Source organism: Roseovarius sp. E0-M6 (genome assembly GCF_037083845.1).
In the GTDB taxonomy this organism is placed as follows: Bacteria; Pseudomonadota; Alphaproteobacteria; order Rhodobacterales; family Rhodobacteraceae; genus Roseovarius.
Window position 1 is genome coordinate 582,351 of the sequence record NZ_JBAPLA010000002.1, and the last position, 26,324, is coordinate 608,674.

Here is a 26,324-nt window from a genome sequence, read left to right on the forward strand (position 1 = left end):
GGGCGCGTTGATCCCCGGAAGGGAGTATAGGACATGTCCGAGCTATTGATCGTGATCTTCGACACCCCTGACGGGGCCGACAGGTTCAATGCCGCCCTGCAAGACCTGCGCAAGATGCAGCGCCTTGAGACACAGGATACGGTGATCGCGCGGCGCGATATGGATGGCCGCGTGCGGCTTGATCAACCCGCGAACGTGCCCGTCGCCCAAACGGTTGGCGGCGCGGTGTGGGGTCTTGTTCTCGGGGCGGCGTTCATGGTGCCGGTCATTGGGGCCATCGCGGGCGCGGGTGTCGGGGCCGCGGTAGGACAAGTGCGTGACCCCGGGCTTGACAGCGCCTTTACCGCAGAAATCGCGAAGACGCTGAAGCCCGGAGGCTCCGGGCTTTGTCTTTGGGTGCGCAACATGGATGAAAAGGCACTGCGCGAGGCGGTCGCCGAGTTCGAAGAACAGGGCGAGATCGTGCAATCGCCCCTGTCGCCCGAGGACGAGGCGCGCCTGCAAGAGGCGCTCGACCGGCAGGGGTGACGGGCGCGGGCACGCCACCCGTAGCTGTGATCAGCCGCGCCCGATATAGGGCATCTTTGTCGCCATCACGGTCATGAATTGAACATTCGCCTCAAGCGGCAGATTTGCCATATGCAGCACCGAGCGCGCGGCATGGGCGACATCCATTGTTTCCATATCGGGCTGACGCGATTTGAGATCGGCGACAAGCTCGCTCTCGGCATTGCCAATATCGATCTGACCACAGGCGATGTCATGCGGACGCCCATCCAGCGACAGGCTTCGCGTCATGCCGGTGATCGCGTGTTTCGTCGTGGTATAGCAGAACGATCCGGGGCGGGGCACATGCGCCGAGATCGAGCCGTTATTGATGATCCGCCCGCCTTGGGGCTGTTGTCGCCGCATCTGGGCGAAGGCAAGGCGCGCGGCGATGAACATGCCACGGATGTTGACGGCCACAACCTCGTCAAAGCTGTCGGGGTCGATGTCGTCGACAGGGCCAGCCGGGCCGAACGTGCCGGCGTTGTTGAAAAGCGCATCAAGCCGCCCGGCCCGCTGAACAAAAGTCTCGACGGCGATTTGCATCGCGCCCGCATCGGTCACGTCGGCGGGAAGCGGTATGGCCTTCGCATGGTCCTCCGCCAGCGCCTTGAGCCGGTCGGTGCGCCGCGCAACAAGCCCCACGGTCCAGCCCGCGTTCAGAAACTCGAGCGCCGTGGCATGGCCAATGCCCGAGCTTGCGCCGGTGATCAGGATCGTCTTCATATCTCGGTCTCCGCCTCAAGGGTGAGCGGCACCGGGCCTGTGCGCAGATCGTCGGTGCGCAGATCGTAAGTGGGCTTCGCCAGCCGGTTGCGCACCACCCAGTATAGCCGTTCCTCGGCCCGCGTGATCGCGACATAAGCCAGCCGTTTCCAGAGTGGTTGTCCGGCTTCTGTCCGACCCATGCGCGCGGCGACATAGAGATCGGGGGCAAAGACCTGAACCTCGCGCCATTGAGAGCCTTGCGCCTTGTGAATCGTGACCGCCGCGCCGTGCAGGAACGTGGCGCCCATGCGCGCGGCGAAGGGGATAAACGGCTCTTTCTCGTCGGGTTTCTCGATCTTGACGATCGAGGCGGCGCTCACGCGGGGGTCTTCGGCGCCGATCACGTGCAGCCGTGAGAAGCCGGGTTTTTTGCCGGGGCCGAGATAGATCACTTGCGCGCCCTTGATCAGGCCGCGCGCCTCGAGGTCGAGCCGCTTCTTGCGATGCTTGAGCGGAAGCTCGAGACCGTCGCAAATGAGTGGCTCCCCCTCAAGAAGCGCGGTATCCGGCGCGCCATGCACGGCGCGAAAGGCGTGGATCAGGCGAATGCGCGTGGCGTTGCGCCAGACAAGCACAGGAGAGCGCGCCATCAGATCAACCTCGACCCGTTGGGCGTATTGCACGCGGTCGTCGGTGCGGGCCTTTTCCTCGACCATGCGTTCGAAATCATGAAACTCGAGCGCCGGATCGGCCAGCGCATGCGCAAGATCAAGGATCGGGTTGTCCGCGTCTTGGCGGTGAATACGACTGAGGCTCAGCTTGGCGGGGGTGGGTAGCCCGTCAAAGACCATCGAGCCCGACTGGTTCACCGGAGCGAGCTGGGCAGGGTCGCCAAAAAGCAGCAGGGTGGGAAAGATTTCGCGCAGATCCTCGAACTGTTTCTGATCGAGCATCGAGGCTTCATCGACAAACCCTACATCGAGCGGATCCTCACGCCGTTTCCAGCCGGTGATGAAATCCGACCCCCGCAGCCCGGCGGCGGCAAGCGCGCCGGGAATGGATTTGTTGGTCTGGTAGAAGGCCAGCGCCCGGTCAAGCGCGATCTCGGTCAACCCCTCGATATCGGGTCGATCGCCGCTCCCGGCGAGCCAGTCGGCGATCTTCTCGTATTCGGGATCATAGACCGGGGTGTACAGAATGCGGTGGATCGTGGTGGCCGGTACGCCGCGCATCCGCAGAACCGATGCCGCCTTGTTCGTCGGTGCCAGAATGGCGAGCGTGCGCCGATCCTTTCGCCGTTTGCCTTCCCAGTCGCCGGAGACGACATCAACACCCGCCTCGTCGAGCGCGCGGTAAAGCGCGGCCAGAAGGAGCGTCTTGCCCGATCCGGCCTTGCCGATGACCGCCATTACCCCGGATTTGCCTTCGCGCGGAGGCGTGAGCGTGCCCGCGTCGATGTCGATACCCACGCCGCGCAGCGCCTCGGCCACGCGGTCATGCGCCTCGGCCTGATCGTCGGAAAATATAAGAGCGGTGCCTGTCATGACGCGACAGTATATGCCGCGCAAGACCTCTGCCAGCCCTCGTGAGGCGGTTCGGGAGTGTTATCCGGCGCGGGCCATCTCGCGTGGGACGATCCCGGCACGACGGAACCAATGCGCGGCCAAGTCGGAGGAGATGCCAGCGCGCCTTGCCACGCGCGCGCGTGCGGCATCAGGAGTATCCCAAAGCCCCGCACTCACCCGCCCCCGGCCTTCACCCGCGCTACCAATCACCAGAGGTGACGCGCCGATCAGGCGGTAGATGCGGATCATCGCCGCATCGAACACGCCCGCATAATGTGAAAGCCCGAGGCCCCGGATTACCTCTCCCCCGCCGAGCATCAAAAGCGCGGGCACCCGCCCCGACGCGCCGGGCGCAAGGCAAAAGCGCGTGCATTCCCAAACGCGCGAATCGTTGATCCGCCCATCCGGAAGAAGATACGCGAAATGATCGTTGATCATCGTGCGCCCGGTCGTTGGCATCAGCCGCATCGACCCACCATGCTGTCCGGGGCGCGGCTCCCATATCACATAGAGTGGATCGAGCGTATCATACTGATCGCGCTCTTCACCGTGCGCGCTCACCCGCACATCCCACCCCAGCCTGTCGTGAAACTGAATCGCGCGGTGACGAAACATGGCATGTGCCAGTTGCGGGTATGCGCCAAGATCGCCGCCGTGAATAAAGCGCAGCATGGTTCCCGTCCCCCTTCGTTGGATCAGGGAACAGTCACGGCAGGCTTGTTAACACCGCGTAAGCCGGGCGCGCGATGCGCCTTCTTTCCGGACTTGAAGTTTCATCGAGATACAAGTTGCGCGCCAGCCTTTGAGTGGCGCGCACCGGATCAGACAGCGTCGAGCGCCTGCATCACATCTGTCAGAAGATCATCCGGGTCTTCGATACCCACCGAAAGCCGCACAAGGCCCGGTGTAATACCAAGCGCGGCCTTCTGATCGTCGGGCAGGCGCTGATGCGTGGTGGTGGCGGGGTGGGTCGCGATGGATTTCGCGTCACCCAGATTGTTCGAGATAAGCACAATCTCAAGCGCGTTGAGAAAGCGGAACGCGGCCTTCTGACCGCCAGAGAGATCAAGCGCCACGACCGTGCCGCCCGCACCCATGTCGCGCATCACCAGATCGTGCTGTGGATGGCCGGGATGACCGGGGTAAATCGCGCGGACAAGTTTGGGATGCCCTTGAAGCTTGTCGACCAAAGCCAGCGCCGAGGCGGTCTGGGCGCGCACCCGAAGCGAGATCGTCTCAAGCCCCTTGAGCATGATCCAGGCGGTGAAGGGTGACATCGCGCCGCCGGTGTGTTTCATGTAAGGCTCGACCGTTTTTCGGATGAACTCGGACGTACCCAGGATCACACCGCCAAGGGCGCGCCCCTGTCCGTCGATATGCTTGGTCGCGGAATAGACGACGACGTCGGCGCCCTGTTCGATGGCGCGCGAATGCACCGGCGTGACAAAGACATTGTCCACGATGACCCGCGCGCCCACCTCATGGGCGAGGGTGGCCACCACCGGAAGGTCGATCACATCGAGGGTCGGATTGGCTATCGTCTCAAAAAAGACGGCCGTTGTGTCGGGGCGCAGCGCGGCGCGCCATTGGTCAAGGTCGGTGCCATCCACAAAGGTCACCTCGACCCCGAAGCGCGTCAGGATCTCTTCGAGCACATAGAGACACGAGCCAAAAAGCGCCCGCGCCGCGACCACGTGATCCCCGGCCCTGAGGCAGGAGGTAAGCGCCGCCGAAACCGCGGCCATGCCCGAGGCGGTGGCAAACGCGGCCTCCGCCCCTTCGAGCGCGGCAATGCGATCCTCGAACATGGCGACAGTCGGGTTGCCATAGCGGGCATAGATGAACTCGTCCGGTCCGCTTTCGACAAAGCGGGCCTCGGCCTGTTCGGCGCTTTCATAGACGAAGCCCTGAGTGAGAAAGATCCCTTCGCTCACCTCGTTATACTGTGATCGGCGGGTGCCGCCATGGACCAGCTTGGTCCGTGTGTTCCAGTCTTGTGTCATGTTCCGACCTCCGGGCGAATGCCCATGAAAAAGCCCCGATGCGGTCAAGCGCAAGGGGGCCTTGGTCCTGACCTTTTAGCGGGAATGTTTAACGTGGCCCGCAATCCGGTAACAAATCGCCACGCATCTGCAATAGCCGCCGGGATGTGGCGCGTCAACAACGTCATGTTGGTGATACATGTGCTTAACAAATTCGTCGCAGGATACGGCTAGCCGCTTCTACAAGATATAGTGTGGAGTTGCCCATGCCGCTTCTATGTATTGACGTCGTTCACGATGATCTTGCCCTGCATGCCGGCACGGGGCCGGTCACACCCCGGGTGCATGAGGCGCTTGAGTCAGAGGGCCCAGTTATCATCATGGTGCATGGCTATAAATACGCGCCCGGGCATGGTCGGGCCTGTCCTCATCGCACGTTGAACTCGGCTGATGGGGCGTTGTGTGATGGCACGGCGCAAGGCTGGGCGCATGGCCTTGGCTTCGGGCGGGGCGATGGGGACGAGGGGGTGGGCATTTCCTTTGGCTGGCCCGCGCGGGGCGCGCTCTGGTCGGCTTACCTGCGTGCTGGCAAGGCCGGACGCGCCCTTGCCCGACTTGTCGGAGTGATCCGCGCACGCCAGCCATGGCGCCCGGTGCATGTGATCGCGCATTCGTTGGGCGCGCGGGTGGTTCTTGCCGCGCTCGAGGCGGCTCCGGTCTGTGCCAGACTTTTTGACCGGGTGATCCTTCTGGCACCTGCGGAATTCCGGGGTCCGGCCATGCGCGGATTGAACAGCCCCGCTGGGCGCCGGGCCCGGATCATCACGGTTACCAGCCGGGAAAACGATCTTTTCGATCTATTGTTCGAAGCGGCAATGGGCGCCCCCCTTCGGGGCGAACGTGCAATGGGCGACGGGCTCGCTGTGGATGCGCATGTGCTCAAACTTCAGATCGACCACGAGGAGGTGTGCGATGTGTTGTGCAGGGCCGGAGTGCCGCCAACGCGACGGGCGGCATTCGCGTGCCATTGGTCCACCTACACGCGCCCCGGTTTGATGGAATTCTATGCGCGCCTCATGCGCGACCGGGACGGCACGGCCTTGGCGCGATTGCAGGCCGCCTTGCCGGAGCGGGCCGATCCGCGCTGGTCGCGGCTCAGGCGTGCAAAATCCCAGCGGTCGCTGGGTCGAAGCTGGGGCCGGGCCTGAGCGCCGAAGGCCCCATCCTTTCCAAGTTCCCCGCTTAGCCGTCGCTCTCTTCGGTGCCGTGTTCCGAGAAGAGCTTACCTTGGGTGATGAAGAACAGGAAAATCGCTACGGTGAGGCCAAACGTCTTGAAATAGACCCATGTTTCCTCGGACATCGTGCGCCAGACGATTTCATTCAGTATCGCCAGAGAAAAGAAGAAATACATCAGCCTGCGGGTCAGGATCATCCAGCCTTGGTCAGTGAGTGGCATGAGCCCTTCCATCAAGGATTGCAGGTACGAGCTTCCGCGCAGGAGCCCTGCGAGCAATACGCCACCAAACAGCAAGTAGATCATCGTGGGCTTCATCTTGAAAAAGCGCGGGTCGTTGAACCACACGCTGAGACCACCGAAGACGACGATCAGCACCGCGGTCATCACTTGCATCCGCGACAGATGCCCGGTCAGCCGCCAGAGCGCCCCGATAGAGGCAAGGAAAACGGGAATAAACCCGGCGGTGACGACGATAAAGCCCTGATATTCAGTCCCCCCGATGGTGAACGTGCTGTCCTTGAGCCAGAGGTAGGCCACAAAAAACAGCAGGATCGGCCCCAATTCCAGCAGGGTCTTGAGCTTGGGGTTGATCTTCTTCTCGGACATCTCGAACCTCATTTGCGGGCGGATCACCCGCCCATTTCAACGATTACCGCGCCAAGCGCAATGAGCACCATGAGCGCGATGCGGCGCGGCCCCACGGTTTCGTGCAGAACAAGCCAGCCGATAAGTGCCGCGAACACCACCGAAGTTTCGCGCAAAACCGCAGCCTCGCCCACCTTGTCGAGCCGGGTGGCCAGCATGATCGACCCGAAGGACATGAGGGCCACAACCGCCCCGATCAAGCCGCGCGTGGCCAAAGGCCGCAAATCGGGGCGCACCGGCATCCGCCGCCAGCGCCACGCCGCGACCCACGGCATCGTCATGCCTTCGAACATGAAGAACCACGCAAGAAAGGTGAAGGGATTGGCGGTCGATCTGATCGCATAGGCGTCATAGGTTGTGTAAAACGCCACCAGAAGCCCTGTCATCACGGCAAGGCCAAGCGCCACGGGCAGCGTATCACGGTCGATGATCAGGAACACCAGATTATAGACCGCGAGCCCGAATATCCCCGCAAGAAGCACCGCCACACCCAGCCATTGGATGAGGGTAAAGACCTCACCAAAGATAAGATAGGCCCCGATCACCGCGAAAAGCGGGCCGGTGCCGCGCACAACCGGATAGACTACCGTGTAGGCGCCCTTGCTATAGGCTTGCGCCTGAAAAACCTTGTAGATCACATGGATCACCACCGCCCCGGCGAAAAGCGGCCACATATGCGGCTCGGGCCATGGCACCACAAAGAGCGCGAACGGCGCAGCCAGAACAACAAGCCAGACATCGACCGCCCCACGCGTGAGCCACGGATCGTGCCGCCCCTTCTGAATCGCGCCGAAAACGGCATGCAGGAGGGCCGCGAACAACGCCAGCACCATCGCGAGATGGTGCCCGGCGGCAGTGCCTTCCATGGATATCAGCCAGTCGCTCATCCGATGGGTTGTGCCTCTTACCTATAGAAGGAACAAGGCTAAAAGACGCGCGTTACAACACGGTCGGGGCCGCGCGGCGTGCGCCGCGTTTCACCTATCGCACAAGACGCCGCAGGATCAGAAACACGAGGGCCGGGGCAAGCATGCCGGGCTCTCAGGAGGGCACATGCTGGACGTGATCATCGACGAATTGAACGGCACCTTCAGCGTGGTTGAGCCAACGGTCGCCGCAACCCGGTTGATCGCGGCCATCGTTCTGGTCGGGTTCATAGGCTTTGAGCGCGAGGCACGCGAGAAGCCGGCCGGGCTGAGAACGCATATGCTCGTGTCACTCGCGGCCTGCCTCTTTATTATCGTGAGCCAGCAACTCGCCAGCCTTCCCTTCGGTGCGGAGGATGCGCTTCGGGTCGATCCCCTGCGCCTTGTCGAGGCGGTGACGGCCGGCGTCGCCTTTCTTGCGGCAGGGATCATCTTCACCTCGCAAGGCAAGGTGCGCAACATCACCACCGGCGCGTCGCTCTGGCTGGCCGGTGCGATCGGGCTGTCATGTGGGGCCGGTCAGGTGCCGTTAGCGGCCTTGGCGACGGTTATCGTGGTGGTCGTTCTGTTGGGCCTGCGCATATTGGAGCGCCGGCTTGGAACCCATCGCTCCACCAATAACGAGACCGACAGCTAAAGCGTTTCGCGAAAAACCCGGACCACAGATTTTCGCGAAACGCGGCGCGACATTCAGGCGTTGCACGCGTTTCGCTGGTGTCTCAGGTTAAAGGCGAAACGTTTTTGGCTCAGACGCTTCGTCCGGTCAGCGCGTTCGCGAAATCCTCCGGGTCGAACGGGGCAAGGTCATTGATCTGCTCACCGACGCCGATGGCATGGATCGGAAGGCCGAACTTGTCGGCCAGCGCCACGAGAACGCCCCCCTTGGCGGTGCCGTCAAGCTTTGTCATGACAAGGCCGGAGACATCAGCCAGTTCCTGAAAGGTCTTGACCTGAGACAGCGCGTTCTGCCCGGTGGTCGCATCAAGCACCAGAAGCGTGTTATGCGGCGCGGTTTCGTCCTTCTTGCGGATCACGCGGACAATCTTGGCCAGTTCCTCCATCAGGTCGGCGCGGTTTTGCAAACGACCGGCGGTGTCGATCATCAGCAAATCCGCCCCGTCGCGTTCGGCCCGGTCCATCGCGTCGTAGGCAAGGCTTGCCGGGTCTGATCCCTCGGGTGCCGTGAGGACGGGAACGCCTGCGCGATCGCCCCAGATCTGAAGCTGTTCCACGGCGGCGGCGCGGAACGTATCGCCCGCGGCGATCACCACCGATTTGCCCGCCGCCTTGAACTGAGACGCGAGCTTGCCGATGGTCGTGGTCTTGCCCGAGCCGTTAACCCCCACAACCAGCACCACCTGCGGGGACTTGGAATAGAGCGGCATGGGGCGCGCCACGGGCTCCATGATGCGGGCAATCTCGGTGCTCAGAAGTGCCTTGATCTCGTCCGTCGAAAGCCGCTTTCCCATACGGCCCTCGGCCATGTTGGCGGTCACGCGCAGGGCGGTATCAACGCCCATGTCGGCGGTGATCAGAAGCTCTTCGAGCTGTTCGAGCATATCATCGTCAAGGGCACGGCGCAGAACCTTGGTTTTCTCACCGCGCCCCAGAAGCCGCCCGAGAAAGCCGGGCTTGGCCTCCTCCTCTGTCACGGCCCCGTCGCCGCGCATCTCGGGGGGAAGAGCGGGCGTGACGGGCGTTTCCGGCATCGCGGGCGACGGTCGTGGTGCGGGCGCTTCAAGGGGGGTGTCGGCCGGCTGCGGATCGGTGGGCGGCATGACGCCCGGCCCGCGTTCGGGCGGTTGCGCCGGCGTCGGCTGGGGCGCGGGCACACCCGTGGGCGCCGGATCGGAGCCGGGTGTGCGGTCGGGAAGAGGTGTTGGTTCGGGTCTCGGATCGGGCAGGTCCGGCTCGGGCGTTTCCTCGGGTGTCGGGGTTGGGTCTGGCGTGTCCGGTTCGGGCACAGGCGTCGGTTCGGGCGCAGGATCGGGAGTGTCCGGCTCGGGCACCGGCTCAGGCTCGGGCTTGGGGGGCGTATCGGGGCCGGGAGTTGGCTCGGGCCGTGGCTCGGGGGGTGTGTCGGGGCCGGGAGTTGGCTCGGGCTTTGGCTGTGGCGGCGTGTCGGGATCAGGATCGGCAGCAGCCGCGCCTGTGGTCGCGACCTCCTCCTCGATACCGCCATCCTCGACAATGGCATCTAGCCCCTCTTCGATCTTGGAAGAGGATTTGAAGAGCCGGTCCTTGAGTTTTTTGAAGAAGGCCATAATCAGCTCCTGAACTTTTACTTCTCTTCACGTAGTCCTGTTCCGCAGGATTTGAAAGGGGCCGCTCAGCCGCTGAAAGCGAGCATGAGCCCAAGCTGCGCTATCCAGTAGGTCGGCCAGACCACGCGGGGCGCGATGCGCCGCAGGGCCGATCCCGCACGCAGGACGAACATCTCGAAGGCGAGGGTGATATCCGAGACGATAAAAAGCAACGCGGCAGGCAGCGCCAGCGACAGCGCGCCGGTGGAAGGTAGCGACTGAGCCGTGATCTCCATCGAAAGGATGATCGGGATATACCCCATGACCGGCCCGCGCAGCGCACCCGCCCGTGACCAAAGCAGCACCGCCATGATCACCCCCAAAGCCACCAGCCCAAGGCTAAGCGGCGTTGTGAGGGTAAGCGCGCCCGTCTCGGGTCGGGTGAGGAAAAGCGCGACATAGGCGATGTGCCCCGCCGCGAAGGCCCCGACGCCCGCCATGAACACCGCTTCGCCGTCGCGTGACAAAAGCCAATCGCCAAGCGCACAAAGCAGCAGAGCCACAATGAGAAGAAGCGGACCGGACCCCAACAATGCTGCCAGCGCCAACGCCACGACCGAGCCGGTTTTGACCATGCTTCTGGCAAGGCTCACCGGGGCGGCACAGAACCACAGGCCATAGACCAGCGACAGGAGTGCGGCCACCAGAAGCGCGGTTGTCATACCTCGTCGGGGAAGTGCTTCATCGTAAGGCGGATCGGGTTTGGCGCGGCCTGCCCCAGACCACAGATCGACGCGTCGGCCATAGCGGTGCAAAGCTCTTCAAGAAGCGGCTGATCCCATCTGTCGGCCTGCATCAGCTTCACGGCCTTTTCACAGCCGACCCTGCACGGCGTGCATTGTCCACAGCTTTCGTCCTCGAAGAAGCGCAGCATGTTGAGCGCCGCGTCGCGCGCGCTGTCCTGATCCGAAAGCACCACGATCGCGGCGGAGCCGATGAACGTGCCATGCTCTTGCAACACGTCGAAATCCATCGGGATATCGGCCATCGAGGCGGGCAGAAGCCCGGCCGAGGGGCCGCCCGGCTGATACGCCTTGAAGCTGTGACCATCGAGCATACCGCCCGAAGCTTCGATGATGTCCTGCATGGTCGAGCCTGCGGGCAGCAGGTGGACGCCGGGGTTTTTAACGCGCCCCGACACGGAGAAGGAACGAAGGCCCTTGCGACCGTTCTTTTCGATCCCCGAAAGAACCTCGCCACCTTCGCGCAGGATGCGCGTGACCCAGTGCAACGTTTCGATATTGTTGACGAGCGTGGGACGTCCGAAAATACCAACATTGGCCACAAAAGGCGGACGGTGGCGCGGCAGGCCGCGCTTGCCCTCGATCGATTCGATCATCGCGGATTCCTCACCGCAGATATAGGCGCCCGCGCCGCGCCGCAGCTCGATATAGCCGGGATCGACGATGCCGGCCCATTCCAGCGCCATGATCTCGTCGGCAAGGATTTTGAGGACAGCCGGATATTCGTCGCGCATGTAGATATAGCATTTCTCGGCCTCGATGGCCCAAGCGGCAATGAGCATACCTTCGAGGAAAAGATGCGGAACGCGCTCAAGATAGTAGCGGTCCTTGAACGTGCCCGGCTCGCCTTCGTCGCCATTGACGGCAATGTAACGCGGCCCCTTTTCGGCACGCACAAAGCCCCACTTTTTACCGGACGGGAAGCCCGCGCCGCCAAGGCCGCGCAACCCGGCATCGAGAAGCGTCTGTTGGATCGTCTCGAAGTCGCCATTCGCGCGAATATCCTCAAGCGTCTCATAGCCACCCTCGTCGCGATAGGCGACGAGGCCCTGATAGTCGGGGATGTGGGCGTGAGTGTCCTCGGCGGTGATCGCCGCCTTAACCTTTTCGGGGGTGGCATGGTCGATGTGATTATGACCCAGCTCAAGAACAGGTGCCGTGTCGCAACGGCCCATGCAGGGCGCGCGCAGCACACGCACCTCGGTCGGGTCGAGGCCCTCTTCCAGCGCCGATTTCAACTGTTGCGCGCCTGCGATCTCGCAGGCCAGCGAATCGCACACCCGGATGGTCAGCGCGGGCGGCGGTGTCTCGCCTTCTTTCACGACGTCGAAATGCGCATAGAAGGTGGCAACCTCATAGACCTCGGCCTGACTGATGCGCAGCTCTTCTGCGAGCGCTCGCAAATGCGCCGCCGACAGATGCCCGAAAGCATCCTGAATGAGGTGCAGGAACTCGATCAGCAGGTCGCGGTTGCGCGGTTGCGTGCCCAGCAGGTCCTGAACCTCGCTCCAGGCCTGATCGTCAAGCTGGCGGCCCTTGGGCGTGGTGCGGCCTTTGCCCTTGCCCGATTTCCACACGCCCTTGCGTTCATCCAGTGCCATGTCAGACTCCCCTGCTTTGGTCTGCACCGTGATAACCGGGAGAGCCGGGGTCTGGCGAGGCCAAAAACGACGCTTGGGCGCGCGGATTCGTTAGGCATTGTCGTGATTCGTTAATATGTTGCCTATAGACGGCGCGTTGTTCCCATCTCGGCCAGTCACAGACAGGGAGACCGGCAAAGACATGGCACTCTTCGCATTCGCAACGCTGGCGCCGCTCGTGCTGATCGCTGCGGCGGCGCTCTGGGGCGGGCCGGTGGCGTGGCTGGCGGTTGGCTACATGACTGTTCTTGTGTTTTTGCTCGACCGGCTCGTTGCGCGCGAGGTGATCAACGCCGAGGAGGGGGCCGAATTTCCGGCGGCGGTCTGGCTGCTTCGTGTGCTGGGTCTGGGGCATTTCGCACTGCTGATCGTGGCGCTTTGGGCCGTGGCGGGGCCAAGCGGACTTGGCGGGGTTGAACGGTTTCTGATCGCGCTTGCCGCGGGGCTGGTCTTTGGTCAGATTTCACACCCCGTGGCGCATGAGCTGATCCACAGACCCCGGCGGGGTGATCGCCTTCTGGGGCGGACCGTCTATGCAAGCCTTCTGGTGGGCCATCACGCAAGCGCGCATCTCAGGGTTCATCACGTTCACGTAGGAAGCGATGCCGACCCCAATAGCCCCCCGCTTGGGCGCGGCTTCTACCGCTATGCGCTCAAGGCGGGGGTGGGGTCGTTCCGGGCGGGCCTCAGAGAAGAAAGCGCGATGTTGCGCCGGGCCGGGCGGCCCCGGTGGCGGCACCCTTACCTGCTCTATGTTGCGGTCGGGCTTGCCGGCCTGATGCTTTCCGGGCTTTGGCTTGGCTGGCGCGGGATGGCGGTTTTCATCGCGCTGGGCCTTTATGCTCAGATGCAAATTCTACTCTCTGATTACGTGCAGCATTACGGGCTGCGCCGCCGGGTGCAGGACAACGGACGGCTTGAGCCGGTGGGGGTGCGGCACTCGTGGAACGCGCCGCATTGGTATTCTTCGGCCCTGATGGTCAATGCGCCGCGCCATTCCGACCATCATGTCGCGCCGACGCGCTCTTTTCCCGCCCTGAGATTGCACGAGGATATGCCGATGTTGCCGCTCCCGGTGCCCGCGATGGCCGCGATCGCACTGGTTCCGCCGCTCTGGCGCAAGATGATGGACCCGCGCGTTGCGCGCTGGACATGATGCGACGGGATGCGCATCAAACAAAGTGGAAATCGCCTTCGGCATCTGGCAGAGTGCCTCCATGCGCATCCTACTGACCTTTCCGGCCGTCATCCTTTCATGTTTTGTTGCAAGCGCGCTGCCCGCGCCCGCCGACCCATTCATGAGCGCCGATGAATTCGACGAATACACCCTTGGCAAAACCTTCTACTACGGCAGCCGCGGGTCGGCCTACGGTGCCGAGGAATACCTTGAGGGGCGGCGCGTGCGCTGGTCCTTTCTCGATGGCAAGTGTCAGGAAGGGGAATGGTATCAGGACGGCGAGCTTATCTGTTTCGTCTATGAAACCCAGCCCGATCCGCAATGCTGGAGCTTTGAGCGGGGCGCACGCGGCCTTGTCGCCCGCTTTGAGAACAACCCCCAAATGACCGAGCTTTACGAGGTCAAGAAAAGCTCCGAGCCGCTGCATTGTCTCGGCCCGGATGTGGGTGTGTGACGCCCGGCCCGCAGGCTCAGAGTTCGGCGGCGAGGCGGGTGCCCTGATCAATGGCGCGCTTGGCATCCAGCTCGGCGGCGATCTCGGCCCCACCTATGACATGGCAGGGCACGCCCTTCGCCTCAAGAGCGTCGGCGAGGCTCCGTTCGGAGAGTTGCCCGGCACAGAGCACGACCGTATCCACTTCGATCAGCGTCGGGTTCGCGCGCGCATCGCCAAAGCTGACATGCAGGCCGTTGCTGTCGATCCGCTCGTAATTGACGCCGCTCATCATCTCGACCCCCTTCATTCGAAGCGCGGCACGGTGAATCCACCCCGTCGTCTTGCCAAGGCGCTTGCCGGGCCGTTCGTTCTTGCGTTGCAGGAGGGTGACCTGTCGCAGCGACGGATCGGGCTGTGGGCCTTTGGGGGCAAGACCGCCGCGATGTTCGGCCGGGTCGGCCACGCCCCACTCCTCGAGCCATTCCTCAAGATCCTCGGTCGGGCTCTCTTCGCCGGTGACAAGGAATTCGGCCACGTCGAAGCCGATACCGCCCGCGCCGATGATCGCGACACGGTCGCCCACCGGGGCCTTGCGGCGGAGCACGTCGATATAGCTGCGCACATTGGGCCCGTCCTGTCCGTCGATACCGGGATCGCGGGGAATGACGCCGGTGGCGATGATCACCTCGTCGAACCCGCTCAGGTCGTCCGCCGTGACCTCGTGTCCGAGGCGCTGGGTAATCCCTGCATCGGCCACCATGGTCTGAAACCAGTGGACAAGGCCATGGAACTCTTCCTTGCCGGGGATTTCGCGCGCCATGTTGAGCTGACCGCCCAGACGGTCGTCGCGGTCGAACAATGTCACATCGTGGCCACGCTCGGCCGCGGTCAGCGCCGCCGAAAGGCCAGCCGGCCCCGCGCCGACCACCGCAACGGATTTGGCGGTCTCTGCGCGTTCGATCACAAGCTCGGTCTCGTGGCAGGCGCGCGGATTGACAAGGCAGGTGCTCAGCTTGCCCGAGAACGTATGGTCAAGGCAGGCCTGATTGCAGGCGATGCAAGGCGCGATCGTGGCGGATTTTCCCGCCTTGGCCTTGGCCACGAAATCGGCATCGGCAAGGAAAGGCCGCGCCATCGACACCATGTCGGCGGCACCCGAAGCCAGAACCTCTTCGGCACGTTCAGGCGTGTTGATCCGGTTCGAGGTGATGACAGGTATGCCCACCTTGCCCATAAGCTTTTGCGTCACCCATGTGAAAGCTGCACGCGGAACCGATGTGGCGATGGTCGGGATGCGCGCCTCGTGCCAGCCGATGCCGGTGTTGATGATCGAGGCGCCCGCTGTCTCGATTTCCTGTGCAAGTTGCACGACCTCGTCGAAGGTTGACCCATCGGGCACGAGGTCGATCATCGACAGACGGTAGATGATTATGAAATCTTGTCCCACCGCCGCGCGTGCACGGCGCACCACCTCGATGGCGAGGCGCATGCGGTTTTCGTATGATCCGCCCCAACGGTCCTCGCGCTTGTTGGTGTGGCGCACAAGGAACTGATTTATGAAATACCCTTCCGATCCCATGATCTCGATCCCGTCATACCCTGCTTCGCGGGCGCGGGTGGCTGCGGTCACGATGTCGGCGATCTGCTTCTCGATACCCTCTTCATCAAGCTCGGTCGGCTGAAACGGCGAGATGGGCGATTTGATGGGCGAGGGGGCCACGCATTCCTTGCCATAGGCATAGCGGCCCGCATGGAGGATCTGCATGGCGATCAGCCCGCCGGCCTCATGCACCCGGTCGGTGACGATGCGGTGATTGGCGATATCCTCGTCCGAAAAAAGCCCGGCCGCACCCGGAAAGACGCCGCCTTCGCGGTTTGGGGCCATACCGCCCGTCACCATCAGGCCGACATCGCCCCGCGCCCGCGTTGCATAGAATTCGGCGACGCGGTTCCAATCCTTCGTCTCTTCGAGCCCGGTGTGCATGGACCCCATGAGCACGCGGTTCTTCAACGTCACATGCCCAAGATCGAGGGGACTGAGAAGGTGGGGATAATCGGTCATCTGCGGCCTCCGGGGTTGCGCCGTCATCTTGGCAAGTGTGGCGGACCTTGTCACTCCGAACGCTGCGTTAAGGTTCCGCTGCGCGCCCTGAGATCAGCGCGATCAAATGCGCAGAAACGGCTGTGCCAGACGCGGGATCAGACTGTTGAATCTGAGCGGGGCATCGGTCGCCGCGAGACAGATGCAATCGGCCTCGATTCCGGCAACCGGTGTATGGTTGAGGTCTTCGTTCGCAACCTCGATATCGCCCGCGCCGAAATGGTCGGTCTCGTCCGAGAAAGCGCCCTGCAACACCAGTGTCAGTTCGGTGCCGCGATGCCCGTGGTCGGGCACGGCGGCCCCCGCAGGGATGTAAAGAAGGCGCGCCGTCGCGCTCCGCACGGTGGGCAGGATCGCCTGTTTCACGCCCATGCCAACGGGGCGCCAGCGCACATCCTCGAGGTCGCCGCCGACGTAGTCGCGAAGTGGCGCAGGAAACACGCCAGTCGTTATAACCCGCGGTTCAGGGGCCGTAGGCCCCGCCTCGGGGTTGGATTTGATCCGGGCGAGAGTCTGTCCAAGGCTGTCTTGGGACATGCCGTCCGGCGATGCCCCCTCAAGAAGCGCGCCGCCCAGCGTGTCGAACGCCCAGAGCCGCGCGCGACACTCGTCGCACATTGACACATGCGCGGCAACGACCAGCGAAAAGGCTTCGGGCAGGGCGCCAGCGGCATAGCCCATCAGAAGGTCGTCGGTCAGATGATGTTTGATCGTGTCTGTCATGTTCTATCTACCTCATCGCGTGGCGCAGGCGGTCCAGCGCAAGCCGTATACGTGATTTTATCGTTCCAAGCGGCAGCCCTGTCTTGATGGCGATTTCGCTATGCGACATGTCGCCGAAATACGCCGCCTCGATCAGGGCGCGCTGTTTTTCCGGTAACTCGGAAATGGCGCGCCCAAGTGCATCGCTCTCTTCTTGCACGGCCAATGCGTCTGCTTGGTCGGCCTCTTCCGCGGGGCCCCAGTCAAGCTCTTCTGGCTCGGGGCGCCGGTCCTTGCGTAGCATGTCGATGCGACGATTCCGGGCGATGGTGAACACCCATGTCGCCACACTGGCCCGGCGCGGGTCGAACTGCTGAGCTTTGTGCCACACCGTCGCCATGACATCCTGCGCACACTCTTCGGCCATGGCCGCATCGGTGCCGGACCGCATGAGCACCGCCTTAACGCGTGGCGCGAAATGGCCGAACAAAGCCGCGAAGGCCTCCGTATCCTGATCGTCGCGAACCCGTTGCATGCAGGTTATCCAATATTCGTTTTCAACCTTGCGATCTGCCACCGCAGACTCCGTCCTCATATTGTCACAGAAGAAACCGCGCCCCGAAGCGGAGCCTGGAACCCGGACGATGCCAAGACGGTGTTTGTGGTGTCAATCGCATTTGGTGGCATTACGGAGCGTCCCGGCGGTTGGATCAGTGCAAAAAAGATTATTTATTTATCATCCGATCCGGCGGTGATGGCGTAATCCGAACACCCATTCAAGCAAAACTGGACCAATACCTGATGCCATTCGAACTCATACCACCCCACCGCCGGAAGATCGCCGTGATTGGCGCGGGGGTTTCGGGAATGGGAGCCGCCCATTTCCTGGCCGACGAGCATGATGTGACGCTCTACGAAGCCGAACCGAGGTTGGGTGGACATGCACGCACCGTCATTGCCGGCAAGAACGGGGATCAGCCGGTTGATACCGGCTTCATCGTCTTCAACTATGCGAACTACCCCGAGCTTTCCGCGCTCTTTGATCGTCTGAATGTGCCTGTGGTCAAAAGCAACATGAGCTTCGGGGCTTCGATCAATGGCGGGCGGCTGGAATATGGGCTTGAGAACGCGGGTGCATTCTTTGCGCAGAAGCGCAACGCCATGAGCCCGCGCTTTCTGGGCATGTTGCGCGATATTTTCCGATTCAACGCCCGTGCCCTGTCCGCCGCTGGCAATCGCGACCAAACCATTGCCGAACTGCTCGAGCGGTTGGGCACGGGCAAGTGGTTCCGCGATTTCTATCTGCTGCCGCTGACCGGGGCGATCTGGTCCACGCCCAAGCAGAAGATCATGGAGTTTCCGGCCCATGCCATGCTTCAGTTCATGGAAAACCACGCGCTGCTGAACTATTCGGGTCAGCATCAGTGGTATACCGTCGCGGGCGGGTCTGTCTCTTATGTGACGCGGCTTGAACGCGCGTTGGCCGCGCAAGGTGTGCGCCTGCGCCCCGGCACACCGATCCAAGCGGTGCAGCGCGGTCCATCGGGGGCATCGGTCAAGGCGTCCGGGGCGGCGTGGGAAGACTATGACGAGGTGGTGTTCGCCACCCACTCCGACGATACGCTGCGCCTTTTGGCGGATGCCGACGCGCAGGAACGCGCGGACCTCGGGGCGATCGCCTATCAGCCGAACGACATCGTTCTGCACGCCGATCAGACCATCATGCCCCGGCGTCGCGCGGTCTGGTCCTCGTGGAACTATACCGAGGGGCAAGGCCGTCGCGAGGGGCAGATCGACCTGACCTACTGGATGAACCGGTTGCAGCCGATCCCGCAGGATGATCCGCATTTTGTGACCCTCAATTCCAATCGTCCGATCCGAGAGGAACTGATCTATGATCAGGTCACGCTGAGACATCCGGTCTATGACACTGCCGCGCTGGCCGCTCAGGGGCGGATCGCGGCGCGCAACGGCACCCGCAACACATGGTTCTGTGGCGCATGGATGGGCCACGGGTTTCACGAGGACGGCTTGTCGAGCGCCCTTCAGGTGGCGCGCACAATGACTGGGGCACGGCTTCCCGCCGCCGCATGACCGGGATCGACCATATCGCTGGCCATACGTGGCACGGGCGCAAGGGCGCGAAAGAAAACACCTTTCGCTACGGTGTTGATTACGTTCTGCTCGATGCCGAGGCGGCCCGTCCGAAAGTGACCGCTTTTGGCAGGAACAGGGCCGCTTTTGCCTCGCTCAACGATGTGGATCACGGCGGCCCGCCACATGCGGGGCGCGGCGCGGCATGGGTGCGTGACGTGCTGACCGATGCGGGGTTGCCCGAGGCCGAACGGATCGAGCTTCTGGCCCAGCCGCGCATCATGGGTCATGTCTTCAACCCGGTTTCGTTCTGGCTGTGCCGGGACGCGGAGGGCGCGCTGCGCGTGGTGATCGCCGAAGTGACGAACACCTATGGCGACCGGCATTCTTACCTTTGCCATCGCGATGACCATGAGCCGATCACGGCGCAGGATCGGCTGAGGGCGGACAAGGTGCTTCACGTCTCGCCGTTTCAGAAGGTCGAAGGCAGCTATGTGTTTCAGTTTGATATCCGGGACGACCGTATCGGCATCCGTATCGACCTCACGCGCGGAAATGGCGGTGTCATCGCAACGCTGGTGGGGCCGCGTGCGCCGCTGACCACGGGCGGGCTGATCCGGGCGGCGCTGCGTCGGCCTTTCGGGTCGCGCCGAGTGCTGGCCCTGATTCACTGGCAGGCTGTTAAACTTTGGTGGAAAGGCGCGCGATTCCGGTCGCGCCCAGCGCCGCCCACCGAAGAGGTAAGCCGTTGAGGCGCGCGACCCGCTTGCCCTCCTATGCAGTTTTCGCCGGGTTTCTCGCTGCCGCGGGCCTGCCGCTTTATATCCACGCGCCCAAGTTTTATGTCGATCAGTTCGGCGTGTCCCTTGCCGCGTTGGGGGCGGTGCTCTTTGCGCTCAGGCTTCTTGATGTTGTGCAGGATCCCGCGCTGGGATGGCTTGCCCGGCGGCTTCAGGGGCATCGCCGCCTTTCCGTCGCCGCCGGGGGTGTGGTGCTTGTTGCGGGGATGCTCGGCCTTTTTCTGGTGCCGCCACCCGTCCCGCCGCTCTGGTGGTTTGCTGGAATGCTCACGCTGGTGTTCTCGGCGTTCAGCTATCTCACGATTTGTTTCTATGCCGAAGGTGTCCGGGGCGCGATGGAAGGCACCGGGTATCTCGCCCTTGCGCGGTGGCGCGAGACCGGCGCGCTTCTGGGCATTTGCGCCGCGTCTGTCGCCCCTCTTGTGCTGGGGGGATACGGCGCCTTTGCCATCGCCTTCGCGGTTCTGGGCGTGGTCGCGATCATCGCGATGCGGCGCGAATGGCGCGCGGGTGGCATCGCCTCCGAAGGGATCGCCAACGTGGTGAAAGACCACATGGCGCGGCGGCTTCTGATCATCGCGCTGGTCAATGCCGCGCCGGTTGCGGTGAGTTCGACACTGTTTTTGTTTTATGTGGATAGCGTGCTTCAGGCACAAAGCTGGGAAGGGCCGCTTCTACTTCTCTTTTTTCTGTGTGCCGCGATCTCTTCGCCGGGGTGGAGTCGCGCCGCCGAAAGATACGGACCCAAGCCTGTGCTCATACTGGCGATGTGTCTTGCCATCGCTGCCTTTTCCGGGGCGATTTTCCTTGGGCCAGGGGATGTGGGGCCTTTCGCGGTGATCTGTGTCTTTTCGGGGATCGCGGTGGGTGCGGACCTGACCCTTCTACCCGCGATGTTCGCGCGGCGAATGGAAAGCGTGTCGCCCGGTGCATCCGAGGCGTTCGGCCTGTGGTCCTTCGTGTCGAAATTCACGCTGGCGATTGCGGCTGTCACGCTCCTGCCGGCGCTCGAAGCCGGTGGGTTTGACCCCGGCGCTGAAAACACCGGCGCGGCGCTTGCGCTTCTGGCACTTGCCTATGGCGCGCTGCCTTGTGTCCTGAAACTTGTCGCGATCGCCCTTTTGGCGGTGACACGGTTTGATGAAGAAACGGAGGGAACATGACACCAGTGCTCTGGGTTTTGTTGGGGATCGGTGGCGCATTGGCGCTTGTGTGGCTCGTGTCGCGTGGCCTCGGGTTCGGATCACAACGACCGGATCACTACGCACAAACCGAGCCCTATTTCGCCGTCAAGGACGTGCTGTCCGGTGAGCTTTTGTGCGACGGTGTCATCTATGGCCCGCTCGGGCGGGTTGTTTCGCGGTTTGCAGCGGACTTTGACGTGCGCTGGGATGGGAACAGAGGCCGCATGATCGAACATTTCCGCTATGACAGCGGGAATACACAGGACCGTGAATGGTGGCTCGAACTCGGTGATGACGGAGCCCTTAAGGCTGACGCGAGCGACCTTGTCGATACCGGCCACGGAAGGCAATCTGGGGCGACCCTTCTGATGCGGTATCGCATTCGTCTTCCCGACGCGGCCGGCGGTCATGTGTTGAATGTGACGGATTGGATGTATCTCACGCCCGATGGCGTGATCGTCAACCGCAGCCAGTTTCGCAAGTTCGGCATAAAGGTGGCCGAACTGATCGCGACGATACGAAAGCGAGAGGCTCAATGACCGACTTTCAGGGTAAAAGGTATTGGTTGATCGGAGCCAGCGCCGGTCTTGGACGGGCACTGGCGCACGCACTGGCCGCCGAGGGGGCCGAGCTTGTTCTTTCGGCGCGGCGCGAAGACGAACTTCAGGAGCTTGCGGACGAGTTGCCCACCAAGGCCGATGTCGTGACGCTTGACGTCTCCGACGCGGGCACGGTGGACGCGGCCATGAGCACAATCGGAGATTTCGACGGTGTCGTCTATCTTGCCGGTGTCTATTGGCCCATGCGGTCGCAGGAATGGCATACCGACCGGGCCGAGAAAATGGCCGACATCAATTTCACCGGTGCGATGCGCGTGATGGGCCGTGTCGTGCCTTACATGCTGAAGCGCAATGCGGGGCATATCGTTCTGACGGGGTCACTTTCGGGGTTTCGTGGCCTGCCCGGCGCCATTGGCTATTCGGCGACGAAGGCGGGGGTGATGACTTTGGGCGAGAGTATGCAGGCCGATCTTTGGGATACGCCCATCGACATCCAGATCGCCAATCCGGGATTTATTCGGACGCGGCTTACCGACAAGAACGATTTCGAAATGCCCTTTCTCATGGACCCCGAAGAGGCGGCCGCCGAGATGATCAAGCTCATGCGCAATCGCAGAGCCTTTGTGCGGCATTTCCCGAAACTCTTTTCCCTGCTGTTTCGGGCCAGCCGCTTCATGCCCCATTGGCTCTATCATCGCATATTTGCGTAAGATCAAAGACGCGCCGCCCCGCCGCCGCCATTGTCAGGAGTGAAAACCGGGAGGACGGACATGCTGGACATAAGCACTTACAAGATCGCGCAGGTGGTTCTGATGTCGCGGGAACTTGACCGCGCCGAGGGAGAATTGCGCGCCTTTCTGGACCGGATGAGCGAAGAAGAGCTTGCCAGTCTCGTGGCGCTCATGTGGATCGGTCGTGACAGTTTCGGGCCCGAGGATCTTGATGAGGCGCTCGCCACCGCCCGCCAGTCCGCGACGACACCGACGGCGGATTACCTGCTTGGCACACCGCACCTGTCCGATCATCTCGAGAACGGGGCCGATGCGCTTGGCCTGTCGCTGTCGGATGACGAGGATGATCTCGTGCGGGGTGGCTAAGCACGGCTCATGCGTGCGCGCGGGCAAGTCGTGTGGCCTCTTCGTCAACCTCCCCGTCGGGGAGAAGCACCACACCAAAGAGCCTGCGTGCCGCGTCGCGCTCATACCGGCCCAGACGCACATCATTGGCCACCGCCTTTGGGTCGCGCGTCAACGGGTCGCCATACCCGCCGCCGCCGGGCGTGCGCACATGCACCCGGTCACCCGGAGCAAGGGGGATGTCCTGTGCTTTTGACAGGTGCGGCGGGGTAAAGGGCGTATCTCCATGCCAGACGGTAACCTGATTGGGCGCACCATCGTGACCGCCCAGCGCGCCTTGCGGTCCAAACCGCCCGTGATCCATCACAAAGCTCGCCGTGGCATTCCCGCGCCTCAGTTCGACTTCGTAGTCAAGACCGAAACCACCGCGATACCGTCCCGCCCCGCCTGATCCTTCATGCAGGGCATAGCGATGATAGAGCACCGGAAATGCCTGCTCCATGATCTCGACCGGGGGGGCCTTGGATATGCCGATGGTCGAACACCCGTTGGCAAGCCCGTCCCCCTCCGCATGGCCGCCATAACCTCCGCCCGAAAGTTGATACATCACGAAATCGCGCCCGCGGGCCGGATCGTGCCCGCCCAGCGCGAAGTTCCCGCTGGTTCCTGCCGGTGCGGCGGTCACGCGGTCGGGCAAAACCGGCACCAGTGCGGCGAACACCGCCTCGGCAATGCGCTGGCTCACTTCCGCGGCACAGCCTGAAACGGGGCGCGGATACTGCGCGTCAAGGAATGTGCCCTCAAGCCCCGATACGACAAGCGGCTCAAAGGCCCCCGCGCTTATCGGCACCTCGGGAAAGATATGGCGCATCGCGAGATAGACCGAACTGAGTGTCGTGGCCCGGACCGAATTCATCGGGCCACGGCAGGGCGCACTCGATCCCGTGAAATCGAAATGTAGATCCGGCCCGTCGCGGGTGATGGCAAGGCGCACCGCCAGCGGTTCATCCACCACCCCGTCACTGTCGATCCATGCCACGCTTTCGTGACGGCCTTCGGGCACGCGGGCCACGAAGCTGCGCATTTGTTCCGCAGCGCGGCGGCGCAACTCGGTGATCGCGTGGCGCACGGTGTCGTCGCCATACCGATCAAGCAAAAGATCGAGCCGATCCGCTCCAAGATCAAGCGCGGCGGCCTGTGCGCGGACATCGCCGATGCGCTGATCCGCGACGCGAATGTTGGAACAGATGATTGCGTAGATCTCCGGATCCATCTCCCCGCCCTTGAAAAGCCTCACTGGCGGGAGGCGCAACCCTTCTTGTTCCACGGCCGTGGCCGAAGCCGAGAAGCCGCCAGGCACGGCGCCGCCCGTATCCGGCCAATGGCCCGTGTTGCTGAGCCAGCAGAAAATCTCACCGTTGCGCCAATATGGTCGGGCAAACCGCACATCCATCAGGTGCGTGCCGCCCAGATAAGGATCATTGACGATGTAAATATCGCCCTGGCACGGTGCGGCCACATCACCGTTTTCAATCATGCTAAGCAGTGTACGGGTCGAATATTGCATCGTGCCGACAAACACCGGAAGTCCGCCCGCCCCTTGCGCGATGAGCGCCCCGTCAGCGGCATCATAGATGCCGTCCGAGCGATCATTCGCTTCGGCGATCACGGGCGAAAAGGCGGCCCGCGAAAAGGCGAGATCCATTTCGTCACAGACCTGTTGCAGGCCGGCCTGAATGACCGACAGCGTGATGGGATCAAGCGTCATGGGGCCATGCCTTCCGCAACTGTGATGACAAGATTGCCTTGCGCGTCACCCCGCGCCACGTCGTCCACACCCAGCAGCAGGGTCGTGTCCATCTGCTCGACGATGGCGGGGCCTTCGATCATGGCATCAAGGGGCAGATGATCGCGCCAGTAGACGGCAACCTCGCGCGTTGTGCCATCGATCCTCAGGTCGCGCGTGCCGGTCCGGGCCGCATCGATCGTGGCCTTTCTGCCTGCGGGATCAATCAACCGCGCAAGATCGAGCGGTGGGCGCGACCCGATCACCGAGGTGTTCACATTGACCAGATTGGCGCGAATCCGGTCCAGCCTGACCCGGAAGCGCCGGAAATAAGCTGTTTCGAAGAGGCTCTGAAGCTCTGCCGGAGATGGGTTCGGATGATCAAGCTCGACACGCAGCAAATGGGTCTGACCCACGAACTGCATATCCACAGAATGCACGTGCCTGATGCCGGTGGCGGCGATCCGTTCGCGTGCGATCATCCGCTCGCCCTGAACCGTCTGGGCGTCGAAAATATCATCCAACTCACCGGGATCGAGCATGTCGATCGGCCGGTTCACGGTGGTCACGAAGTCATGCCGCAGATCGGCAACCGCGCAACCTATGGCATTTGTGACGCCCGGGCGTGCCGGGATCAGCACGCGGGGAATGCCCAATTCGCGCGCAAGGGCCACGGCATGCAAGGGGCCCGCGCCGCCAAAGGCGAAAAGCGCGAAATCGCGCGGATCAGCCCCGAGTGACAGCGATACCATGCGAATCGCCCCGGCCATCGTGGTATTGGCCATGCGGATGACCGCCTCTGCGGCATCGGTGACGGACACACCAAGTGGCCGGGCAAGACGTTCGTCGAAAACAGTCTCTATTTCGGCCAAACTCACTCCGCCGCGCACCGCGAGTTTCTCGGGGTCAAGCCGCCCGAGAAGCAGGTTGGCATCGGAAATCGTGGGATCGCGACCGCCCCGGCCATAGCAGATCGGACCGGGATCGGCGCCTGCGCTTTCGGGACCGACCTGCAACAGGCCGGCTTCGGTCACCCGTGCGATCGAGCCGCCCCCGGCGCCCACGGTGCGCACGTCGACCATCGGCACGTGGATGGGCATCGCGTATTCGATCTCGATCTCGTTCGAGACCGCAGGTTCGGCATTGCGCACCATTGCCACGTCGGTCGAGGTGCCGCCCATGTCATAGGTGATCAGATCGGGCAGGCCCGCCGCCCGCCCGGTAAAGGCCGCGGCCATCACGCCCGATGCCGGTCCCGACATCACCGTCTTGGCCGCCTCGTCGGCCACGGTTTGGGCCGAAACCATGCCGCCGTTTCCGTTCATGACCAGAACGTCGCCACGATATCCGCCCCGCTCAAGCTCACCGGTCAGGCGCGAGATATAGCGCGCAAGGATCGGTTGAACCGACGCATTGACTGCCGCCGTGACACCGCGTTCGAATTCACGCGCCTCACTGAGGATCGCATGGCCGAGCGTGATATGATCGTTGGGCCAAAGTCCGCGTAAAATCTCGCCCGCGCGCCGTTCATGTGCCGGGTTGGCATAAGCATGCAGGAAATGCACCACGACCGACACACATCCCGCATCGACAAGCACCTTTGCGGCCCGTGCGATGCCGTCCTCATCCAGCGGGACAAGCACATTTCCATCCGCATCCATCCGCTCGGCCACTTCAAGGCGCAGGTCGCGCGGTATGATGGGGGTGAACTGCCCTGTCATGCCATAGGCTTGTGGCCGTGTGCGGCGGCCAAGCTCAAGCACATCCCTGAAACCTGCCGTGGTGATAAGCCCGGTGCGGCTCAGCTTGCGCTCAAGCACGGCGTTGGTGGTTGTCGTCGTGCCATGCACGATGAGGTCAAGCGCCCCGAGGTCGCTGCCGGCCGCCTCCAGCGCGCCCATGACGCCGAATGCCTGATTGTCGAGGGTCGAGGGCACTTTGGCGAGCTTTACCTCGCCGGTGGCGGGGTCAAGCTGAACCAGATCGGTAAACGTGCCACCCACGTCGATCCCCGCCATCTGCCCGTGATCCGGCCTTGTCATACGCACTGTCCCATCCTGCCTCGTGCAGAGTTTGGCCAGAGGCGCGCGATTGTCAACGCACGCCTCTCG

Annotated in this window: 26 protein-coding genes and 1 riboswitch; of the genes, 12 read left to right on the forward strand and 14 right to left on the reverse strand. The window is 62.9% G+C overall.

From position 1 onward, the window contains the following. Nucleotides 1–33 precede the first annotated feature (33 nt). Entirely contained in the window at nt 34–528 is a 495-nt protein-coding gene (locus V8359_RS09215; RefSeq protein ID WP_336428460.1) for a DUF1269 domain-containing protein, read from the forward strand. Between the two features lie 30 nt (nt 529–558). Here the strand turns inward: V8359_RS09215 and V8359_RS09220 are convergent, their stop codons facing one another. The 4 genes from V8359_RS09220 to metZ form a co-directional block, all read right to left on the reverse strand. Beyond that, entirely contained in the window at nt 559–1,272 is a 714-nt protein-coding gene (locus V8359_RS09220; protein ID WP_336428461.1) for an SDR family oxidoreductase, read from the reverse strand. Next, the gene (locus tag V8359_RS09225) at nt 1,269–2,798 is read right to left on the reverse strand and encodes an AAA family ATPase (RefSeq protein WP_336428462.1); all 1,530 of its coding nucleotides are present in this window, start codon (nt 2,796–2,798) and stop codon (nt 1,269–1,271) included. The genes V8359_RS09220 and V8359_RS09225 overlap by 4 nt, the downstream gene beginning before the upstream one ends. A gap of 60 nt (nt 2,799–2,858) precedes the next feature. Continuing rightward, entirely contained in the window at nt 2,859–3,491 is a 633-nt protein-coding gene (locus V8359_RS09230) for an acyl-homoserine-lactone synthase (protein ID WP_336428463.1), read from the reverse strand. Nucleotides 3,492–3,640: 149 nt separating this feature from the next. Continuing rightward, nucleotides 3,641–4,822 carry an O-succinylhomoserine sulfhydrylase gene (metZ, locus tag V8359_RS09235; protein WP_336428464.1) on the reverse strand — a complete coding sequence of 394 codons (1,182 nt, stop codon included), beginning with the start codon at nt 4,820–4,822 and terminating at the stop codon, nt 3,641–3,643. A gap of 55 nt (nt 4,823–4,877) precedes the next feature. Next, a riboswitch (SAM riboswitch) is annotated at nt 4,878–4,955 on the reverse strand. 112 nt (nt 4,956–5,067) lie between these two features. On the opposite strand from metZ, the gene V8359_RS09240 reads away from it, so the two are divergent. After that, the gene (locus V8359_RS09240) at nt 5,068–6,009 is read left to right on the forward strand and encodes an alpha/beta hydrolase (protein ID WP_336428465.1); all 942 of its coding nucleotides are present in this window, start codon (nt 5,068–5,070) and stop codon (nt 6,007–6,009) included. Nucleotides 6,010–6,043: 34 nt separating this feature from the next. On the opposite strand, the gene V8359_RS09245 is transcribed toward V8359_RS09240, so the two are convergent. Next, nucleotides 6,044–6,646, reverse strand: a complete 603-nt coding sequence (locus tag V8359_RS09245; protein WP_336428466.1) for an inner membrane-spanning protein YciB — start codon at nt 6,644–6,646, stop codon at nt 6,044–6,046. A 23-nt stretch (nt 6,647–6,669) separates the two neighbouring features. Next, a complete protein-coding gene (locus tag V8359_RS09250) occupies nt 6,670–7,572 on the reverse strand; it encodes an EamA family transporter (RefSeq protein WP_336428467.1) in 903 nt (300 codons plus the stop codon). 166 nt (nt 7,573–7,738) lie between these two features. Here V8359_RS09250 and V8359_RS09255 point away from each other — a divergent pair, with 166 nt between their 5' ends. After that, the gene (locus tag V8359_RS09255; protein ID WP_336428468.1) at nt 7,739–8,248 is read left to right on the forward strand and encodes an MgtC/SapB family protein; all 510 of its coding nucleotides are present in this window, start codon (nt 7,739–7,741) and stop codon (nt 8,246–8,248) included. A 109-nt stretch (nt 8,249–8,357) separates the two neighbouring features. Here the strand turns inward: V8359_RS09255 and ftsY are convergent, their stop codons facing one another. The 3 genes from ftsY to V8359_RS09270 all read right to left on the reverse strand — a co-directional run bounded on the left by ftsY (nt 8,358) and on the right by V8359_RS09270 (nt 12,258). Next, a complete protein-coding gene (ftsY, locus tag V8359_RS09260) occupies nt 8,358–9,875 on the reverse strand; it encodes a signal recognition particle-docking protein FtsY (protein ID WP_336428469.1) in 1,518 nt (505 codons plus the stop codon). Between the two features lie 65 nt (nt 9,876–9,940). Beyond that, nucleotides 9,941–10,576, reverse strand: a complete 636-nt coding sequence (locus V8359_RS09265) for a lysoplasmalogenase (RefSeq protein WP_336428470.1) — start codon at nt 10,574–10,576, stop codon at nt 9,941–9,943. Further along, nucleotides 10,573–12,258, reverse strand: a complete 1,686-nt coding sequence (locus tag V8359_RS09270; RefSeq protein ID WP_336428471.1) for an NAD(P)H-dependent oxidoreductase subunit E — start codon at nt 12,256–12,258, stop codon at nt 10,573–10,575. Before V8359_RS09270 ends, V8359_RS09265 begins: the two co-directional genes overlap by 4 nt. A gap of 181 nt (nt 12,259–12,439) precedes the next feature. On the opposite strand from V8359_RS09270, the gene V8359_RS09275 reads away from it, so the two are divergent. Then, nucleotides 12,440–13,453, forward strand: a complete 1,014-nt coding sequence (locus V8359_RS09275; RefSeq protein ID WP_336428472.1) for an alkane 1-monooxygenase — start codon at nt 12,440–12,442, stop codon at nt 13,451–13,453. Between the two features lie 142 nt (nt 13,454–13,595). Continuing rightward, nucleotides 13,596–13,928: a hypothetical protein gene (locus tag V8359_RS09280; protein WP_336428473.1), complete on the forward strand. Its 333-nt coding sequence runs from the start codon at nt 13,596–13,598 to the stop codon at nt 13,926–13,928. A 16-nt stretch (nt 13,929–13,944) separates the two neighbouring features. Here V8359_RS09280 and V8359_RS09285 read toward each other — a convergent pair whose 3' ends face one another. The 3 genes from V8359_RS09285 to V8359_RS09295 all read right to left on the reverse strand — a co-directional run bounded on the left by V8359_RS09285 (nt 13,945) and on the right by V8359_RS09295 (nt 17,248). After that, nucleotides 13,945–15,972: an NADPH-dependent 2,4-dienoyl-CoA reductase gene (locus tag V8359_RS09285; protein ID WP_336428474.1), complete on the reverse strand. Its 2,028-nt coding sequence runs from the start codon at nt 15,970–15,972 to the stop codon at nt 13,945–13,947. 102 nt (nt 15,973–16,074) lie between these two features. Beyond that, nucleotides 16,075–16,734 carry a ChrR family anti-sigma-E factor gene (locus V8359_RS09290; RefSeq protein ID WP_336428475.1) on the reverse strand — a complete coding sequence of 220 codons (660 nt, stop codon included), beginning with the start codon at nt 16,732–16,734 and terminating at the stop codon, nt 16,075–16,077. A gap of 7 nt (nt 16,735–16,741) precedes the next feature. After that, complete coding sequence (locus tag V8359_RS09295; protein ID WP_442970343.1) at nt 16,742–17,248, reverse strand: sigma-70 family RNA polymerase sigma factor; 507 nt, start codon at nt 17,246–17,248, stop codon at nt 16,742–16,744. Here V8359_RS09295 and V8359_RS09300 point away from each other — a divergent pair. The 7 genes from V8359_RS09300 to V8359_RS09330 are packed head-to-tail and all read left to right on the forward strand — an operon-like array spanning nt 17,192 to nt 22,448. Next, nucleotides 17,192–17,476, forward strand: coding sequence for a hypothetical protein (locus V8359_RS09300; protein ID WP_336428638.1), 285 nt, complete (start codon nt 17,192–17,194; stop codon nt 17,474–17,476). The genes V8359_RS09295 and V8359_RS09300 overlap by 57 nt on opposite strands. 38 nt (nt 17,477–17,514) lie before the next feature. Next, a complete protein-coding gene (locus V8359_RS09305; protein ID WP_336428477.1) occupies nt 17,515–18,807 on the forward strand; it encodes an NAD(P)/FAD-dependent oxidoreductase in 1,293 nt (430 codons plus the stop codon). Beyond that, the gene (locus V8359_RS09310) at nt 18,804–19,559 is read left to right on the forward strand and encodes a DUF1365 domain-containing protein (RefSeq protein WP_336428479.1); all 756 of its coding nucleotides are present in this window, start codon (nt 18,804–18,806) and stop codon (nt 19,557–19,559) included. Before V8359_RS09305 ends, V8359_RS09310 begins: the two co-directional genes overlap by 4 nt. Next, a complete protein-coding gene (locus V8359_RS09315) occupies nt 19,556–20,770 on the forward strand; it encodes an MFS transporter (RefSeq protein ID WP_336428480.1) in 1,215 nt (404 codons plus the stop codon). Before V8359_RS09310 ends, V8359_RS09315 begins: the two co-directional genes overlap by 4 nt. Next, nucleotides 20,767–21,330, forward strand: a complete 564-nt coding sequence (locus V8359_RS09320; RefSeq protein WP_336428482.1) for a DUF3833 family protein — start codon at nt 20,767–20,769, stop codon at nt 21,328–21,330. The genes V8359_RS09315 and V8359_RS09320 overlap by 4 nt, the downstream gene beginning before the upstream one ends. Continuing rightward, on the forward strand, nt 21,327–22,061 hold the full coding sequence (locus V8359_RS09325) for an SDR family NAD(P)-dependent oxidoreductase (RefSeq protein WP_336428483.1): 735 nt from the start codon (nt 21,327–21,329) through the stop codon (nt 22,059–22,061). Before V8359_RS09320 ends, V8359_RS09325 begins: the two co-directional genes overlap by 4 nt. Nucleotides 22,062–22,121: 60 nt before the next feature. Next, nucleotides 22,122–22,448 (forward strand): DUF3775 domain-containing protein, encoded by a 327-nt coding sequence (locus V8359_RS09330; protein WP_336428484.1) that lies wholly within the window; start codon nt 22,122–22,124, stop codon nt 22,446–22,448. Between the two features lie 7 nt (nt 22,449–22,455). On the opposite strand, the gene V8359_RS09335 is transcribed toward V8359_RS09330, so the two are convergent. Together V8359_RS09335 and V8359_RS09340 are read right to left on the reverse strand one after the other, a co-directional pair. Continuing rightward, complete coding sequence (locus V8359_RS09335; RefSeq protein WP_336428485.1) at nt 22,456–24,195, reverse strand: hydantoinase B/oxoprolinase family protein; 1,740 nt, start codon at nt 24,193–24,195, stop codon at nt 22,456–22,458. After that, a complete protein-coding gene (locus tag V8359_RS09340; RefSeq protein WP_336428624.1) occupies nt 24,192–26,255 on the reverse strand; it encodes a hydantoinase/oxoprolinase family protein in 2,064 nt (687 codons plus the stop codon). The genes V8359_RS09335 and V8359_RS09340 overlap by 4 nt, the downstream gene beginning before the upstream one ends. Between the last annotated feature and the right edge of the window lie 69 nt (nt 26,256–26,324).